The sequence below is a fragment of the Jejuia spongiicola genome, assembly GCF_023502325.1.
GTDB classification, from domain to species: Bacteria; Bacteroidota; Bacteroidia; order Flavobacteriales; family Flavobacteriaceae; genus Wocania_A; species Wocania_A spongiicola.
Genome location: NZ_JAMFLZ010000002.1, coordinates 542,237 through 560,546, shown reverse-complemented (window position 1 = coordinate 560,546; position 18,310 = coordinate 542,237). Strand labels below are relative to the sequence as shown.

Here is an 18,310-nt window from a genome sequence, read left to right as displayed (position 1 = left end):
TAATCTTTTAAGGTTGATGACTACCTTAAATGAGTTAGTTAACTATAATCTGTTCCTAGTTTTATTTGATAATAAGAACATCTGCTTAGCTAGCATCAAGTAAATTAAAGAAATGAAAATATCCATCAAAGTATTGGTGCTATTACTTATAAATTCAAACTTTCTTGTATCGCAAGAAAAAACTATTCGAAACACTTATAAATATAGTATTAAAGAAGCTGTTTCTATTATAAAGGTTGATGGTATTGAAAATGATGGAGAATGGAATGCTTACCAAACAATAGACACTTTTTATAACCATAATCCGAGCGATGTTGGTGTTTCAAAATATAAATCAGAAATCAAATTAACTTTTGACAATAAGTACCTATACATTATTGCTAAGCATTATGATGATGGTAAAAGAATTGTTCAGTCATTACAAAGGGATTCTGATGATGCACATTGGGGCAGCGAATCATTTACTGTAGCAATTGACCCTATTAATAAAAAACAAAGCGGTGTTTTATTTGGCGTTAATGCTGGTGGTGCAGAACATGATGGAAGCTTACTAATACAGCCTTCAAGAACTACTTATACAGATACTTGGGATCAACGTTGGTTTTCATCAACAAAACAATACAATAGGTATTGGTTAGTAGAAATGGCTATTCCTTTTAGTAGTTTAAGGTATAACCCAGAGAACCTACATTGGGGAATTAATTTTATAAGAGGGCATAAAACTGAAAACTTTTATTACACATGGACTCCTTTTCCAATAAATTTTAATGGTATAGATGTAAACTATATGGGCACATTACAATGGCCAAAAGTTCCTGTTATAAAAAACAACATTGCATTTATTAAACCCTATACTACACTTTCTTCACTTAAAGACAATCAAGCAGAAAACACAAGTACAAAAACAAATGTAAATGCAGGAATAGACCTTAAAGTTGGAATTACAAAATCTCTAAATGCAGATATTACCTATAATCCAGATTTTTCAAATGCTGATGTCGACGCAGAAGTAACAAATATTACTCGATTTGATATTTCTCTACCAGAACAACGTGAATTTTTTATAGAGAATGGAGACATATTTTCAAGTTTTGGAAGTTATTCAATAAACCCCTTTTTTTCAAGACGAGTAGGCCTAAATACTCCTATAGTTTACGGAGCAAGAGTAACAGGCAATATTAGTGATGATTTGCGTATTGGTATTATGAATTTGCAAACAGAGAAAAGTGATGGTATAGATGCTCAAAACAATACTATTGCTGCATTTAATTATAAAGTTTTAAATAGATCACAATTAAGAGGCTTATTTGTTAATAGGCAGGAAACTGGAAATAATAATGTAAATGACTATGCTAGGAATTTTGGAAGTGAGTTTACATATATTTCTAAAAAAGGAAACTTTAATAATAGCATAAAATACCATGCTTCAATTAACGATGAGAACTCCAAAGGATCTTATTTTGGAATAAATGGAAGCTATGCCACTAGAAGGTTTAGTGCAGGTTGGACCCTAGATGCTATAGATAAAGATTATCAAGCAGACTTAGGGTTTACACCTAGAATATTTAATTATGATGCAAACAATCAATCAGTAATTAGGAAAGGTTACATATTTTTGAATCCTTATGTTACCTATAAATTTTTCTCAAAAAAACAAAGTAGTAAGCTTATTTTTCAAGGGTTTAGATTTTTCCATAACATCTTTTTAAATTCAGATGGAAGCCTTAATGAACGAGATAATAGCTTAGCGTATGATTTAAGATTCAAAAATACTTCTGAGTTTTCTGTTATAGTTTCAAATAGAGAAGTAAATCTAGGTTTTGCAACCAATTTTTTAGGAAATGAGTACGATAATTTACCCATAGGAAATTATAATTTCACAAGTGCTACATTAAGTTATTCAGCAGATACTAGATCAATTTTTACTTATGATTCATCGGTTACCTATGGCCATTTTTATAACGGCTATAGGTTTTCTGGGGACTTAACAGGTAATGTTAGATTTGGGTACTGGGGCAAATTTAGCCTTACTTATAACTACAACAAAATCAATTTACCTAATAGCTACGGAAAAGTAAACCTACATTTATTAAGTGCTCGTGGCTTATTTAGTTTTACAAATAAGTTGTTTTTCAATAATACCATTCAGTACAATTCTCAAAGCGAAAATTTTAGTGTATTCTCAAAATTACAATGGAGATACTCGCCTTTGTCTGATATATTTTTAATATACAATCAAAACAATAATACACATAACTTTAACTTAAATAACAAATCTATAATCTTAAAATTAACCTATCGATTTGCGGTATAACTCAAATAAAATACAATGAAAAAAACATATCACACCCCTATCCTTCTTTTACTATTACTACTAAATTTTTCAAAAAGTAATGCACAAGTAGATTCAGTTTTAGTAAGTAATGTAGAATTTAATAATGCAAAGTACAATAACCCACATGCAGGAAGCGGTTTTTTATTAGAGTATAAAAATAAAATATATGCAATCACCGCAAAACATGTTCTATTCTTCGCTAAAACCGATAGTATGAAAACCGTCAGTTTTAATGGCGATTTAAAGTTTTGGGAGTTCAATTCAAAAGTTTTACCAAATAAAAAAATTATAGCTGGAAAACTAATCAATGAAAATTCAAATGAACTTATAGAAATGCCACCAAAAGGCGATTGGTTAATTTTTGAAACCAATAAAAACATACCAAAAAATGTAGCAATTTATCAACTAAGAGAAGACCCATTGAAATTAGGTGAAGAAGTTTATTTTCTTGGATATCCATATAAGAGTAAAAAGTCAATTAATATTAAAGGAACATACATTGGCTTAACCAAAGACAATAACCTAAGGCTTAATGTTCCTAAGGGTACTTACAACGGATGCAGTGGAGGCCCGGTTTTAGACAAACAAGGTAAACTAGTAGGCTTAGTATCGATGGGATACTTTAACGAAAAAGAAAACAAAATGATTTTTGAACCTGCATCATTAGGTTACTTCATAAAAACCATCGAAAGTTATATTGATACAAAACACAAATTATAAACTTATGAAAGCTTTCACTCTAAATAACTCGAAAACAATGAAAAAACGCTTCGCACAATTAGTTCTTGCTATCGTAGGTATAATAATGACATCATGTACTAATGAAAAAAATAATGATATTATTTTCTATTCTCAATTAGAAAATACAAATGTTCCGAAATTGTTTATGCCAGGAAATGTTTCAAAAAGAGGAGTTGTACATTTTGGTTCATCGTTTAGTAAACATGGTAAGCATTTAGTTTATACTATAACAAGTAAAGGGAAACCTGGAAGAGTAGTATACCAAACGTTTAAGGGTGATATGTTTTCTGAGCCAGAACTTGTTATTAATGATACAATACATTCTTATGCAGATGCAAGTATTTCGCTAGATGGAAAAACTATTACGTTAACAAGTAATAGGCCTACAAATATTAATAAAACTACAAGTAATTATAGCAATCTATGGCAATTCAAACATACAGGAGATGATTGGGGCACTCCAAAGCTTTTAACTTTAGAGATGGATTATAAAGGTGGTTTTGGATATCCTACAATGACTAAAGACAAAACCTTATATTTTGCATACTTGCCAGACGATGGATCCAGAAACATGGATATTTTTACTTCAAAATTCAAAAATAAAGCTTACGAAAAGCCTGTGAAATTACCGCCTCATATAAATTCAGAAAAGTTTGAAGGTGACCCTTTTATAGACAGTCACGAACGGTTCTTAATTTTTGCAGGTTTTGAAAGAGAAAAAACCTATGGAAAGAGTGATTTGTATATATCATTTAAATTAAAAAACGGTTGGTCCAAAGCTATAAATTTAGGTAAACCTATAAACTCTCATGGTTTTGATGGGAGTCCTTATGTAACTTCTGATGATAAATATTTAATTTTTACCAGCAGTAGACATCCAGAAGAAAAAGACAAAGAAGAGTATTTCAATATTTTTTATGTTTCATTCGATTTAGAAAAATATAAAAAACAGCTTAACGATAATTGAAAAATTCGTTTATAAAAAAATTGAATTTTTATCATAACTATTGCTGCTTTAGTAATAAATTAAGCTGGCTACTTAGCTGTTTTGCATCAATATTTTTTTCAATTATTAAACCCTTTTTGTCTAGTAAAAAATTTGATGGCAAAGTAGATAATGAATAAAGCTTATATATAGATAAATTTGAGTCCAGAATTTGCTGATGACTTAATAAGCCATCAGCTTTTATAGCTTCTTTCCATTGCCCTAAATCTTTATCAATACTTATGCTAATAATTTCAAACCCTAAATCTTTAAACTCCTCATATACAAGCATTAGCTTTGGGTTCTCAACTCTACACGGTCTACACCATGTTGCCCAAAAATCTATAAGCACATACTTTCCTGTAAAATCTGTTAATTTCACTTCAGAGCCTTCTAAGTTTTTCGCATTAAATTCTAATGCTTTTTTGCCTACTGAAACTCTATTTGCAACGTCAATTCTTCTTTGTAAAGATTTGCTCATTTCACCATCAGGATATTCTTCTTTAAATTTTCTTGCAGTTTCATCTATAAAAGCATAATTCTTATTCATATCAAAATATTGTAATGCATCAAATGCTAAAGCTGTTACTCCCATATCTCTCACAGCATTTTCTATATCTTTAGTAAACTCCTTTAAAACACTGTCCTTCTTTTTTTCCAATTCTATCAATGTTTTCTTATCATCTTCTTTGAGAGCCTTGTCAAATTTTTGAATCATTTTTTGAAAATGCTTTCTATTTAGCTCTTGAATTTTTACTTCGAAATTTGAAATATTTGCAACATCCGATTCTAATTTTATTGTTTCATCTAATTCAATATTTACAAAACCACTTTTCTCTATTGCTATTTTCACTTCTTTTATAGAGTTTGTTCTAAAAGAAAATATTGAAGGTTCTAAAAACTGAGAAGTGAAGACCTTTGAATTATTGGGTGCAATTTCATATAAAGTATCGATCTCAACCATTCTATCCAACTCAAAATTAAACTTAGAAAGCTTTATTTTTTGTATGGTTTTTGAGTTATTTATAACATTAAATGTTATTGTTGATTTTTCTTTTTTCTGAATACAAGAAATTAAAAAAATAGTATAAATGAATAGTTTAATTGTTTTCATGAGTTTATTTTATTTTCATCAAATATATCCAAGCATTAAACTACAATCGACTGAAAACGCGAATTCGAACTTATTTTATAATTAAAAATTAGTTCCGATTTATACAAGCATGAATTAATACTATTTGTATTTAGATTTAAACTCTGAAGGAGTAAGATTTGTTTTTTTCTTAAAAGTTGAATTAAAAGAAGATTTTGAATTAAAACCAACCTCATACATCACTTCTAATATGGTTAAATTTGGGTCAACCATATTCATTAGCATTACTTTTGCTTCTTTAATTCGGTATGTATTAATAAAATCAACAAAATTTTTATCGTAGTGGTCATTTATTAATTCAGAGAGAGTTCGTTTTGGAATATCAATTTCTTCTGATAGCGAACCTATTGTTATATTAGGATTTTTATATGATTCTGTCTCGGCAAGATATTTTTCTAAACGATTAATTAAGGTTTTATTTTCTATAAGCGAAGTGTTGCGCCGTTTTCTTGATTTTATTGAAATTGAAAGTTCTAGCTCTTCAGTATTAAATCTTTTAACCTTAGGTTGGTTAAATCCACTAAAATATAACAAATTGATAACTGCTAATATTAATATAAAAACGATTATTTCTAATCTTAATAATTTTTGAAATACTAAAATCGAACCAATTTGAATACCATCTACTATTACAATTAAAGAGAATAATATTAAAGTCCACTTAAGCCATTTTACATTCAAGCTTTCCAGTTTTGAATAATTGTCCATTAATACCTTTCTATACATTTTTAATTGCCAAAAGCAAGCCAAAATATAACTGAGAATATGCATTGCGTAAGCCATATACAGAATGACTTGCGGAATTCTTTCTTCTAAAAAAGCAGAAGTAGTAAGTATTAAAATAAATGGAAGAAAGTGAACAGCATCTTTAAGTTTAAATTTAAAATCTGAAAAGGTAATATCTTTACTATAGAGATATAGTAAAGGACCATAAAGGAATAAATAAACACTATTAATCTTATTGAAAAAATTTGTCTGAATGTTACGATTCACTAAGAAAATTCCAGTAATCTGAAGCACTAATGCTCCTATTAATAGCGCAAGAAAGAAGTCGTTTCTGGATTTTGGTTTATTATAAGCTAATATAAACAGAGCCAGCAAACTACCTTGAAAAATAATTATTACTTGTACTATATTCGTTAAAGAGTACATTTTCAACTGTCTTTTGAAAGCCGCAGAAGCTAAGTTACTTTAATTATTAATTAATTTTTATTCAGCTTTACGCTTTTATGTATACATTAACAAATATTCTATTTTAAAATCATTTATCCGTTCTGATTCGCGTATTCGAACCTTATTATAAAAAATCGATAATATCGCTTTAACTAAGTTAAATTTAACTTTTATCGTCGAGTCTTGAAAAAGAAACTAATTAACTAGTTATAATTTTTAGGCATTTTTCGTCTTTTAGAAACTTGCTCGTAAATATAAGCCCAATACAATAAGTTTTTTTCAAATAAGGGTTTACTTATAAACGTTAAACCCTTTGGAGCACCTTTTTCAGTATAACCCATAGGTACAGTTATAGCAGGATATTCAGCCACAGCAGCAAACTCTGCATGATAATTATTTATAGATAAGAATCCATCCAGACTATGCTTGTTTATTGGATTATCAAAAAAACTTCTTCCGTTTGTTTTTAGTGTATTCTTTATATTTTGAAACTCTGTATTCGTTGCATTATCTGCTACAATACCTTCAAATAGCTTTTGACCATAAGGCATAATATTTGCAGAATCTTTTTTGTTGAAGTCAATAACGTCTTTAACAGATTTCACCATAACTTCATTACTACCATAACTTGAAAGATATATAGGTAAGTCCTTTTTCATATCTAAGTTTAGTAACCTTAAAAAATCGGGTAGGTCAACTTTTTCTTCTTCAACCTCAACAATTATAGCGCCTTTAGTTTTTAAATCAGAAATAGCTTGAACATATAATGAATCTTCTAATAGTCTTTTAAATACACCAAATCGCTTTCCAATCAAAGAATCATCATATGGCATGTTGTCATAATAATAACCATTTCCCCATTTTGCATTAATTGATTTTGAATCTTTTTTATCAAAACCAAACATAGCATCTAATAAAATGGCATTATCAGTTACATTTTTGGTCATTGGACCAGAGGTATCTAAAGTAGATGAAATTGGCACAATACCACTTCTACTTAGCAAACCAATTGTTGGTTTTAAACCTACTACAGAATTCTGGCTTGAAGGAGACAAAATAGAACCTGATGTTTCACTACCAACTGCACCAACACAAAAATTAGCAGCCACAGCAACACCACTACCAGAACTTGAACCGCCTGTATCAATTGTTCTTCGTCCGTATGGATTAAGAGTTTGACCTCCAATAGCACTATAACCACTTGGACAATCTCCGCAAAAGAAATAGGCCCATTCGCTAAGGTTAGCTTTTCCTAAAATTATGGCTCCTTGATTTTTTAATTGCTTCACAACAAAAGCATCTTCAGTTATATTTTTTTGTAATGCAACAGCCCCCGCAGTAGTTATCATACCGGAAATATTAATATTATCTTTTAACAGAATTGGCATTCCATAAATGGGATGTGGTTCAACCTCAAAATCTGTATTATCTGCTTTTATTGCTTCTTTAATTACATTAGGATTTAATGAAATAACTGAATTAAGGGACAAATCATTTTCTCTATCAAATTTTCTAATACGATATAAATAGAATTTAGTCAATAACTCATAAGTTAGCCTACCGTTAGAGATATGCTTTTGAAGTGTTGGAATATTCGTTTCTAATATTAAAGGCTTTAATGCATTATAACTTTCATCAGTAAAATTTTCCAAGGCTTTATTAAAAGTATTCCAAAGTTCACTATTATCAATATACTTAGAGTCTAAGACTTTTAACTCTCTAAAGTCTTTTATAGATATAGTGTCTTCCACAACTACTGTTTCTGTAGTAGAATCTTTTGAATTTTGGTTTTTACAAGAAAGAATAAAAAAGGGCAATAGAAAAAAAATAGAAAACCTCATAATTAGTATTTTGAATAAAAATACATAATTAATTTAATGGCTTAGTTTCTTTCTTCAAAAGGAATGATTATTCCTTTTTCTAAATAATTTTTCAACCCATTTAAAAGCATTGCCCAACAAAATGAAGAGTGTTTAAAATGATGATTATCTTCTTGCCAATTTATATGGCTAAATTTAACTAATGTTTCATCATTTTTAGTTTCTAAATCGAACCCAAAAGAGGTTGGTTTCCAATCCTCATCAGATTTTGTCATTTTCAAGTAAAATGATTGGTTGTTTTCTATTTTTGATACTTTACAAAACCAGTTATAATCATCGGTAAAATTCAAATTATACTCTGTATTTAATTCTGGTTTCCCTGAAGATTTTAAAGTCCACCAATTATCAAGATGCTTTGGTTGAGACACGGCATCAAACACTGCTTTCTGTGAAGCTTTTATTAGAAGGTTATGATAGATGCTATAGCTCATTACTTCTATTTATAAGATTCCTGTCTTCGCAGGAATTTGTTATTTAAAAAACGAATCTACAAACTCATATTTATTAAATACTTGTAAATCTTCTATACCTTCTCCAACGCCAATGTATTTTACAGGTATTTGAAATTGATCTGAAATACCAATTACAACACCACCTTTTGCTGTTCCGTCTAGTTTTGTAACAGCTAATGAAGTAACCTCTGTTGCTGCAGTAAACTGTTTAGCCTGTTCAAATGCATTTTGCCCTGTTGAGCCATCTAATACTAAAAGTACGTCATGTGGAGCATCTCCAACAACTTTTTGCATAACACGCTTAACTTTGGTAAGCTCGTTCATTAGATTCACTTTATTATGAAGTCTTCCTGCTGTATCTATAATAATAACATCGGCATCTTGATTAACTCCAGATTCTAAAGCATCAAAAGCTACTGAAGCTGGATCGCTACCCATGTCTTGACGTACCATTGGTACATCTACACGATCTGCCCATACTTGTAATTGGTCTATAGCTGCAGCTCTAAATGTATCAGCGGCCCCTAAAACCACTTTTAAGCCTTGTTTTTTAAATTGATAAGCTAACTTTCCTATTGTTGTTGTTTTTCCAACGCCATTTACACCAACCACCATTAATACATATGGGGTTTTCGATCCATTTTCTTGTTTTGGTAAATTAGGAATAGTATAATCAGTCTCTTCACCAGAGTTTGTTTCGCTTAATAAACCAGCAATCTCTTCACGAAGAATTTTGTTGAGCTCGTCAGTGCCCAAATACTTATCTTTAGATACGCGCTCCTCAATACGGTCAATAACTTTTAGTGTTGTATTTACACCAACGTCAGAAGAAACTAAAACTTCCTCTAAATTATCTAAAACTTCATCATCTACTTTTGATTTTCCAGCTACTGCTTTGCTCAGTTTACCTAAAAAGCTAGATTTAGATTTTTCTAAACCTTTGTCTAGTGTTTCTTTTTTTTCTGATGAAAATATTTTTTTAAAAAAACTCATTAAAAAATTTTTATTTATTTATTTTGAAGCTTAATCTTCCTTTTGCGTTAGGGATTGAAGCACTTGTTGAAGCTCCTTGCAGAGAGCGACTGCTGAAAGCCCGACCCTCGTGGTAACGCTCAAATTATTTATGTCAATTTTCGCACCACAATTTTTTACTGTAATTATGGCAGTAAATTTACTAAAATATAAGCACAAAAAAACTGCTTCCGTAAGGAAAGCAGTTTATAATATTTTGTATTATTAGTTTTACTTTTTGTTTAAAAAGTCGTTTACTAAATCTGGACTCATAATTGATTCAACAAACATGTAAGCTCCTGTTTTAGGTGACTTCACCATTTTTATAGCTTTTGTTAATCTTTTTGATCCTGTTTGTAACGATGCTACTGCTTTTTTTGCCATGACCTATATGCGTTATTTGAAATTTTGCTTTCTTAAAATTTCTAATTATTTAATTTCTTTATGAACTGTCATACGTTTAAGGATGGGATTGAATTTTTTAATCTCCATTCTATCTGGCGTATTCTTTTTATTTTTTGTAGTAATATAACGAGAAGTTCCTGGTTGTCCAGACTCTTTGTGCTCTGTACATTCTAATATTACTTGTATTCTATTGCCTTTCTTTGCCATGTCTTTTTACTTATTAAATACAGCTATTATTTATAAAATCCTTTAGATTTTGCTTCTTTAATTGCTGCAGAAATACCAATTTTATTAATAGTTTTTAAAGCAGATGTAGAAACTTTTAAAGTTACCCAGCTTTCATCTTCTGGAATGTAAAAACGTTTCTTTACTAAATTCGCGTTAAACTTGCGTTTAGTTTTGTTCATTGCATGAGACACGTTGTTTCCAACCATTGCCTTCTTTCCTGTAAGTTCACAAACTCTTGACATTATTTATAACTTTAAATTTTTTGTTGCTTAAAATCGAGGTGCAAATATACAAATTCTTTATATTATGACAACCTAATTTTTATCTATTTTTTAAAATTTCTTTTTGAAGCATTTCGAATGCTTTATTTACTGCCTTATTTACAACTTTTACACGATGGTTTCCCATATTAAATACTTCTGAAAAAACATCTGTTTTTGTTGCTATGGCGATAAAAACTGTTCCTACTTCGGCATCAGAATCTCCTTTTTCAGGACCAGCATTTCCTGTAGTTGCAATAGCATAATCTGTATTAAATAACTGCAATGCATTTTTTGCCATAGACTCTGCCACTTGGGCACTTACAACAGAATGAGTATCAATAATGCCTTTTGAAACGCCCAAAACATCTGTTTTTGATTGTGTAGCATAAGTCACTAATCCGCCTTTAAAATATGCTGATGATCCCGCATTTGATGTAATTTGTTGTGCAATTTTACCTCCGGTGCAACTTTCAGCTACTGCTAATGTTTGCTTTAATTTTACTAATTGTTTACCAATAACCACCTCAATAGAATCATCGTCATCTTCAAAACCAAAAAATTCATCTTTAATTAAAGGCAATAACTTTTCAATTTGCTGGTCTACTTCGTTTTCAATAATGTCTTTATCAAATCCTTTTGCTGATAATCGCAATCTTACTTTTCCTAAATTTGGTAAATAAGCTAGTTTAATATAATTAGGTAATGCATCTTCCCAAGATTCAATTCTTGCTGCAAGCGAACTTTCACCAACACCATAAACTAATAATGTTTTATGTAATATAAATGGGCAATTAAATGTGTCTTTTAATTTTGGAATAACCTCGTTCTCAATTAGCGCTTTCATTTCAAAAGGCACACCAGGAAGCGAAACAAAAACTTTATTGTTCTTTTCAATCCACATCCCAGGAGCACTACCTAATTTATTCATCAACACCATACATTTTGATGGCACCAATGCTTGGTCTTTATTTACTTGAGCAAGCGGTTGTTTAATATATTGTTCCCATAAATGCTCAATATTTTTTAAAACTGAAGCATCACGCACTAGGGTATCACCAAAATATTCAGCAATAGTTTTTTTAGTAATATCATCTTTTGTTGGGCCTAAACCACCTGTTAAAATAATAATATCTGCGTTTTCTTGAGCTTCTTTTAAAGCTTTTAGAATGTGTTTTTTATCATCTTGGATGGAAGTGATTTGATAAACTGAAACGCCAATTTTGTTAAGTGCTTTGGCTATAAATACGGAATTGGTATCTGTTACTTGTCCAATAAGTAATTCATCACCAATGGTAATTATTTCAGCTAGCATTATAAATTAAAATCAGACTTAATTTCAGCTAGGGCATTATCAACTGCAGTTATAACAATATCTAATTGAGGTTTGATGTCTAATTCTGTTTTAGTGAATTTTCCCCAATCTTGAACTTCAATTAAGACATCTAACACTCCTAACTCAAACAAATCTACTGTAGGTTTCATTTTATGTGCCGCTTGATATGCTTCTTGATAGTCCTTTTCTGCTACTGCCTTTTTTAGTCGGTCTGCATCAACCGAAACTTCTTCTATAAAAGTTTCTGCCAATGTTGTAACAAAGTCTTCGTCGTTATCAGCTAATTCTCGCACTCTAAATAATTTGTAATGTTGTTCCATTTATTTTACTATTATTGAAAACATTTCTTTGTCTTCTATAAACCCTTTTAATCTATCATTTGCAATAACTTTGCCAACTCCTGCTGGCGTGCCTGTAAATATAATATCTCCAATCTTTAAAGTAAAATATTTTGAGACATATTCTATTAATTCATCAATTTTCCATAGCATATGACTTGTATTCCCTTGCTGAATAATTACATCATTTTTTTGTAAAGTAAAATTTATATCATCAACATTTTTAATCTCCTCAGTCGAGAGCCAATTACCTATAACTGCTGATCCATCAAACGCTTTCGCTTTTTCCCAAGGCAATCCTTTTGTTTTTAATTGGCTTTGTAAATCGCGAGCTGTAAAATCTATTCCTAATCCAATTTCTTTATAATATTTATGTGCAAATTTTTTATCGATATACTTCCCTACTCTGTTTATCTTAACCAAAATTTCAACTTCGTGATGCACATCATTTGAAAAATCTGGAATAAAAAAAGGTTGCTTTTTAAGAAGAATAGCAGTGTCTGGTTTCAGAAAAACAACTGGATTTGATGGCCTTTCATTTTCTAATTCTTTAATATGTTCGGTGTAATTTCTTCCGATGCAGATTAACTTCATAACTTTTATTAATGAGATTTCTGCCTTCGCAGAAATGACAAGGTTACCCCAATTTATTATTAAAGCTTTTTAATTTTATTGCTGTTAGTACCTTTTTGGTGTATAAAGGAAAATCGGCATTAAGTAACCATCCAAAATATCCTGGCTCTTTTTCTAAAACCTCAGTTACCAATTTACCTTTATGTTTTCCGAAAGAAAAACATTCTACGCCTTCACTATTATATGTAATAAAACCTGCAAAATCTGCAAACTTTTTACGTGAACTAAATTCTGCCAAAAATTTGGTGTTATTTTCTACTTCATCATATTTGGCTATTTGAGCTTTTAAAACCTCATAAGTTGCATTAGTATCTGCCTCTGCACTATGAGCTCCTTCTAAATTTTTATCACAATAAAATTTATACGCAGCGCTTAATGTACGTTGCTCCATTTTATGGAAAATAGTTTGTACATCAATAGACACTCTATTTTTCATATCAAAATCTACTTCTGCACGTAACATTTCTTCTGCTAAAAGCGGAATATCAAATCGGTTAGAATTAAAACCTCCTAAATCAGAATCTTTTATCATATTATATACCTCTTTGGCTAATTCTTTAAACGTTGGCTTATCAGCAACATCAGCGTCAGAAATACCATGAATTTCTATTACTTCTTTAGGAATTGGCATTTCAGGGTTTACCAACCACGTTTTGCTTTCCTCTTTTCCGTTAGGGTATACTTTAAGTATTGAAATTTCTACAATACGGTCTTTTGTGATGTTTATTCCTGTGGTTTCTAAATCGAAAAAACAGATGGGTTTTGTTAAGCTTAATTGCATTTACTTTATTTAATTGAAGCGTAAAGATACTAAATTACAAACCTGTAAAAAATAAAAAACCAACCGTTTTAAAAGGTTGGTTTTTTATTAAAAATAGATATATTAAATAATGTTAAATTAACATCATTACAAACAAGAATATAACGTAGAAAAATAAAAAAATGAATAAAACACCTACTAAATAATACAAAATTGTCAATCCAATTTCTTTAAAAAAAGAGGCCATTTTGTTCATAAGCATTATATCTCCCTATTACTATCCCAAGCTTCTAAATAATCTTTAACTGCTTTTACAAACTGTCCACCAAGTGCTCCATTTACAACACGATGGTCGTACGAATGCGACAAGAACATTTTGTAACGAATACCAATAAAATCTCCTTCTGGAGTTTCAATAACCGCAGGCACTTTACGTATAGCTCCTAAAGCCAAAATACCTACTTGTGGCTGATTGATAATTGGTGTTCCCATTATACTACCAAATGTTCCCACATTAGTAACTGTGTAAGTACCACCTTGTATATCATCTGGCTTTAACTGATTAGCTCTTGCTCGATTAGCTAAATCGTTGACTTGCTTTGTCATTCCAACTAAATTAAGTTGATCAGCATTTTTTATAACTGGCACAATTAAATTGCCATCGGCTAACGAAGCTGCCATACCTAAGTTAATGTTCCTCTTCTTTACAATAGTATCACCTTGAATAGAAATATTCATCATTGGAAAATCACGCAACGCCTTAGCAATGGCTTCCATAAAGATTGGCGTAAAGGTTAAATTCTCGCCTTCTCTTTTCATAAAGTCAGCCTTAACTTTCTTTCTCCAATTCCATATTTTAGTTACATCGGCTTCTATAAAACTTTGAACATGCGCTGATGTTTGTACCGATTCTACCATATGATGAGCAATAAGCTTACCCATTCTTGTCATTTCTATAATCTCATCTTCTCCATTTGAAACTACTGGTGCTTGCACAGGTTTAGGTTGCGCTTCAGTTTTTACAACAGACTTTATAGTTTCAGTTACATGCCCTTCTTCTTTTTTAGCAGAACCTCTATTTTCTATAAAATTTAGAATATCGTTTTTTGTAACACGTGCATCTTTACCAGAGCCTATAATAGCATCTAATTCATTTTGAGAAACACCTTCTTGCTTAGCTATATTTTTGACTAATGGTGAATAAAAGCGTTCGTCACTTGAGCTTACTGGAGCAACAGTTTCTTTCGCTACAACTATTGTTTGTGCTACTTGTTCAATTACTGCTGGTTTAGGCTTATCGATTTCAGCATGAGATGGCTGATCATCAGAAACATCTTCTCCTTCAGTTTCTATTACGGCTATGACTTGTCCAACTTGAACAACATCATCTACATTAAAACGCTTTTCAACTAAAACACCATCAACTTCACTTGGCACCTCGCTATCTACTTTATCTGTAGCAATCTCTAAAATCGCCTCATCTAGCTCAATAGTATCTCCAACTTCTTTTAACCAAGAGGTTATCGTTGCCTCAGCAACACTTTCTCCCATTTTCGGTAATTTAAGTTCAAACTTTGCCATATCAATAATGTAATCCTTGTTTTTTTATTTTATTTTGCAAAATTAATAAAAAAGCATTGATTTTTTTAAATTATTCTTATTAAATTAAAATTCGTTATTGCTCTTTGTTTATCCTTGTGCAAAGTTAAGACCTTTGCTGTATTACTTCAAAAGAAATTGATTTTTGTTTTAATTGTTTTTTAAAGTTTTCACTAGGGTTAACTATTACATTTCGCTTGGCGAGTTTTATTAAAGGCATATCATCTATGCTATCCGTTACCATTACATCTATGTGATTTATATTACTTTTTGACAAATAGTCCATGACATTTTCTTTTTTAGTAATTTTACTATTCTCGAAAGATGATTTAAAAGTAGAATTAGAAAAATCGGTTCCCAAACATATATGAAAACTATTGTTCTTTGCAATAATATTTGCATAGCAAGATGGAGCAGCGGTGGCTAATATTTTAATATCAAAACTAGAATCTTGTAATATTGATAATTCTCTTTTTTTTGTAGAAATAGTATTTACAAAATGATTAAAATCTATATCTGTTCTATCCTTTATTATGTTTAAAACATAAAACTTCATTTTTGCATGTGTTAGAAATAGTCGAGAAGAAAGAGCTAAACCTAACTTAAACAAAAACAACACGTTAACTTCTTTAATAGATTTAAAAGTAAGATACTTAATAAAATGATGAAACGTATTTATACTAAACAGTGTTTTATCTAAATCAACTACTAAAACTTTTTTTTTCAAAATCTTTACCTTTATAATCTTTAGACCACGGAAATCTTACTAAAACATTCTTGTAAATGTAAAAATCGGGTTTAATAATTGAATTTTCAAGCGTCCAAGATATAATAGCCGTTTTTATGTTTGCCTTTGGGAATTGTTTTTGCAAGCTATTCTTTATAATAAACATTGTTCTACCCGTATCTATTGCATCATCTACAATTAGAATATTTTTAACGCTTTTTTGGTGTAAAAAGCCTAAATGACCAAAACTTATATTATCTTTTTGTAATTCATCTAAATTCAACGCGCTAATAGAGTTCTTTGCTTTTTTAGACTCATAAAGTCTTAACCTGTCAAGAATTATATAAGGTAATATTTTAAGCAAAGTTCTAAAAACAATACTCTGCTTTATGTATTCCCTCCGTCTTTGAATTTTTATTTGTTTATACTGCGCTTTATTAAATTTTTTATCAACTTTAATCGCCTTCCCTAGATAACCACCAGCGCTTAACACTTCCACAACGATGTCCGGAACAATATCTATTTTACCAGACAACTCATCAAGCTTTTCAAAAAAATCAATAGCATTAAGTGTTATTACTTTCATATAATCTAATAAAAAGCATTTAAGCGCATTTCATCTTTACACACAATGTTCCTAATTTATAAAATTCAAATAAATATAGACTTACATATCCTTTTGAAAGAAAATATTTTATTATTGGTTTGAATATAATAAAAGACACCACTATTAGTCGTCTTAATCTAAAATACTTATAATATATTCGCAATAATCGAACATCTTCTATAAACTTTTTATCATAATTTATAAATCTAAGTATTTTAATTAAATTATCAACTGCGCTTTCTGTACTTGAAATATAACTATTATTACATTCTAAGCCGTCACTTAATACCGTATTATCAATATGAAGAATTTTAATATTTCTTTTTTTTAATTCAAAACCAAATAAGGTATCTTCATGCCCATATTGATTCAACCGCTCATCAAACTTTATTTGCTGAAATGTACTTTTAGTGATGACAAAATTGTTTGTCATGAAAGACTTATTAGGGCTTTTACCTCTAATTTCGTGTGATTTACTTTCTCTACTTACACCATATTTCCATCTTAATAACCTATCTCTTTTTGGAGGTATTGCTTTATAGGTTCTTCCTCCGCACATAATTTGAGCATTATTCGCTTTAATAATATCGATATAAGTTTTTAAAAAAGATTTAGAATTAATTATAACATCACAATCTAAAAAAAGAAGGTTTTCATATTTGGCATAATTAAGGAACTTATTACGTATTGCTGCTCTACCTATATTTTTATCTAACTTAATATACACCTCGTTAGAACATATACTTTCATTTACTTTTTTAATAGAACTTTTAGAGCAATCGTCTATCAGAATTATTTCAGATGAAACATTTAAAATAGACGACTGCCTAGACAATTCTTTTACAAGCTTTGTAACATTAAAATTATAAATAGGAATGCAAACTGAAATCATTATTCAATATTAAAAATCATGTGCTATTTTTTAAGCGTACTTTAAATAATTTGTAAATTATAGTTTTAGAGAGGTTTCAAACGGAATTCTATTAACAATACTTCTCCCTAAAGTAATCTCGTCGGCATACTCTAGTTCGTCTCCAACCGAAATACCTCGTGCAATAGTTGATGTTACAATTTTATATTTTTGAATTTGTTTGTAAATATAAAAGTTAGTTGTATCTCCTTCCATAGTCGAGCTTAACGCAAAAATAAGCTCTTTTATAATCCCTTGTTTTACTTTTGAAACTAACGATTCAATATTCAAATCGTGGGGCCCTACACCATCCATTGGTGATATTTTACCGCCCAAAACATGGTACAAGCCTTTAAAAGAACTTGTGTTTTCAATAGCCATAACATCCCTAATATCTTCAACTACACATACAATAGTTTCATTTCTGTTTGGGTTTGAGCAAATTTCACAAAGCTCAATATCACTAATATTATGACAAGATTTACAAAACTTAACATTGCTTCGCATTGATTGCAAAGCTTCAGATAACGCCATTGTCTGGTCCTTAGACTGTCTTAGCATATGCAATACCAAACGTAACGCTGTGCGTTTACCTATACCTGGTAATTGAGACATTTCGTTAACAGCACGTTCTAGCAATTTCGAAGAAAACTCCATGGTTGCGAATTTACTATTTAGACATGAATTTCGCTAATTTTAAATAACACTTTTAAATAACGCTCTCTACATTTGGAAATTGAAGTTTAATATTTGTAATTTGAAAGCTTGAAAAAATAT

20 protein-coding genes are annotated in these 18,310 nt (G+C 30.1%); 3 read left to right on the top strand and 17 right to left on the bottom strand.

The window, feature by feature from the left end; all coding sequences use genetic code 11:
• Positions 1-112 precede the first annotated feature (112 nt).
• The 3 genes from M3P09_RS06415 to M3P09_RS06405 are packed head-to-tail and all read left to right on the top strand — an operon-like array spanning position 113 to position 4,043.
• Positions 113-2,314, top strand: coding sequence for a DUF5916 domain-containing protein (locus tag M3P09_RS06415; protein WP_249972464.1), 2,202 nt, complete (start codon positions 113-115; stop codon positions 2,312-2,314).
• A 15-nt stretch (positions 2,315-2,329) separates the two neighbouring features.
• Positions 2,330-3,055: a S1 family peptidase gene (locus tag M3P09_RS06410; RefSeq protein ID WP_249972463.1), complete on the top strand. Its 726-nt coding sequence runs from the start codon at positions 2,330-2,332 to the stop codon at positions 3,053-3,055.
• 37 nt (positions 3,056-3,092) lie between these two features.
• Positions 3,093-4,043 carry a hypothetical protein gene (locus tag M3P09_RS06405; RefSeq protein WP_249972462.1) on the top strand — a complete coding sequence of 317 codons (951 nt, stop codon included), beginning with the start codon at positions 3,093-3,095 and terminating at the stop codon, positions 4,041-4,043.
• Positions 4,044-4,080: 37 nt separating this feature from the next.
• Here M3P09_RS06405 and M3P09_RS06400 read toward each other — a convergent pair whose 3' ends face one another.
• From M3P09_RS06400 to recR, 17 genes are all read right to left on the bottom strand, one after another.
• The gene (locus M3P09_RS06400; RefSeq protein WP_249972461.1) at positions 4,081-5,175 is read right to left on the bottom strand and encodes a TlpA family protein disulfide reductase; all 1,095 of its coding nucleotides are present in this window, start codon (positions 5,173-5,175) and stop codon (positions 4,081-4,083) included.
• Between the two features lie 120 nt (positions 5,176-5,295).
• The gene (locus M3P09_RS06395; protein WP_249972460.1) at positions 5,296-6,366 is read right to left on the bottom strand and encodes a helix-turn-helix domain-containing protein; all 1,071 of its coding nucleotides are present in this window, start codon (positions 6,364-6,366) and stop codon (positions 5,296-5,298) included.
• Positions 6,367-6,590: 224 nt separating this feature from the next.
• Entirely contained in the window at positions 6,591-8,228 is a 1,638-nt protein-coding gene (locus tag M3P09_RS06390) for an amidase family protein (protein WP_249972459.1), read from the bottom strand.
• A 41-nt stretch (positions 8,229-8,269) separates the two neighbouring features.
• Positions 8,270-8,698, bottom strand: a complete 429-nt coding sequence (locus tag M3P09_RS06385; protein WP_249972458.1) for an SRPBCC family protein — start codon at positions 8,696-8,698, stop codon at positions 8,270-8,272.
• A 39-nt stretch (positions 8,699-8,737) separates the two neighbouring features.
• Positions 8,738-9,712, bottom strand: coding sequence for a signal recognition particle-docking protein FtsY (gene ftsY, locus M3P09_RS06380; RefSeq protein ID WP_099565579.1), 975 nt, complete (start codon positions 9,710-9,712; stop codon positions 8,738-8,740).
• A gap of 249 nt (positions 9,713-9,961) precedes the next feature.
• Positions 9,962-10,114 carry a DUF4295 domain-containing protein gene (locus M3P09_RS06375; RefSeq protein WP_099565580.1) on the bottom strand — a complete coding sequence of 51 codons (153 nt, stop codon included), beginning with the start codon at positions 10,112-10,114 and terminating at the stop codon, positions 9,962-9,964.
• Between the two features lie 45 nt (positions 10,115-10,159).
• Complete coding sequence (gene rpmG, locus M3P09_RS06370) at positions 10,160-10,342, bottom strand: 50S ribosomal protein L33 (RefSeq protein ID WP_007648529.1); 183 nt, start codon at positions 10,340-10,342, stop codon at positions 10,160-10,162.
• A gap of 26 nt (positions 10,343-10,368) precedes the next feature.
• Positions 10,369-10,605 carry a 50S ribosomal protein L28 gene (gene rpmB / locus M3P09_RS06365; RefSeq protein WP_099565581.1) on the bottom strand — a complete coding sequence of 79 codons (237 nt, stop codon included), beginning with the start codon at positions 10,603-10,605 and terminating at the stop codon, positions 10,369-10,371.
• 79 nt (positions 10,606-10,684) lie between these two features.
• Positions 10,685-11,938, bottom strand: a complete 1,254-nt coding sequence (locus M3P09_RS06360) for a competence/damage-inducible protein A (protein ID WP_249972457.1) — start codon at positions 11,936-11,938, stop codon at positions 10,685-10,687.
• Entirely contained in the window at positions 11,938-12,279 is a 342-nt protein-coding gene (locus M3P09_RS06355) for a P-loop NTPase family protein (protein ID WP_099565583.1), read from the bottom strand. Before M3P09_RS06355 ends, M3P09_RS06360 begins: the two co-directional genes overlap by 1 nt.
• Positions 12,280-12,891 (bottom strand): fumarylacetoacetate hydrolase family protein, encoded by a 612-nt coding sequence (locus tag M3P09_RS06350; RefSeq protein WP_249972456.1) that lies wholly within the window; start codon positions 12,889-12,891, stop codon positions 12,280-12,282.
• 43 nt (positions 12,892-12,934) lie between these two features.
• Positions 12,935-13,711 (bottom strand): 3'-5' exonuclease, encoded by a 777-nt coding sequence (locus M3P09_RS06345; protein WP_249972455.1) that lies wholly within the window; start codon positions 13,709-13,711, stop codon positions 12,935-12,937.
• A 240-nt stretch (positions 13,712-13,951) separates the two neighbouring features.
• Complete coding sequence (locus tag M3P09_RS06340) at positions 13,952-15,271, bottom strand: dihydrolipoamide acetyltransferase family protein (protein WP_249972454.1); 1,320 nt, start codon at positions 15,269-15,271, stop codon at positions 13,952-13,954.
• Between the two features lie 124 nt (positions 15,272-15,395).
• Positions 15,396-16,016 (bottom strand): HAD family hydrolase, encoded by a 621-nt coding sequence (locus M3P09_RS06335; protein WP_249972453.1) that lies wholly within the window; start codon positions 16,014-16,016, stop codon positions 15,396-15,398.
• On the bottom strand, positions 15,991-16,602 hold the full coding sequence (locus tag M3P09_RS06330; RefSeq protein ID WP_249972452.1) for a hypothetical protein: 612 nt from the start codon (positions 16,600-16,602) through the stop codon (positions 15,991-15,993). Before M3P09_RS06330 ends, M3P09_RS06335 begins: the two co-directional genes overlap by 26 nt.
• Positions 16,603-16,621: 19 nt before the next feature.
• On the bottom strand, positions 16,622-17,515 hold the full coding sequence (locus M3P09_RS06325) for a glycosyltransferase family 2 protein (RefSeq protein WP_099565589.1): 894 nt from the start codon (positions 17,513-17,515) through the stop codon (positions 16,622-16,624).
• 57 nt (positions 17,516-17,572) lie between these two features.
• On the bottom strand, positions 17,573-18,190 hold the full coding sequence (recR, locus tag M3P09_RS06320; RefSeq protein WP_249972451.1) for a recombination mediator RecR: 618 nt from the start codon (positions 18,188-18,190) through the stop codon (positions 17,573-17,575).
• Between the last annotated feature and the right edge of the window lie 120 nt (positions 18,191-18,310).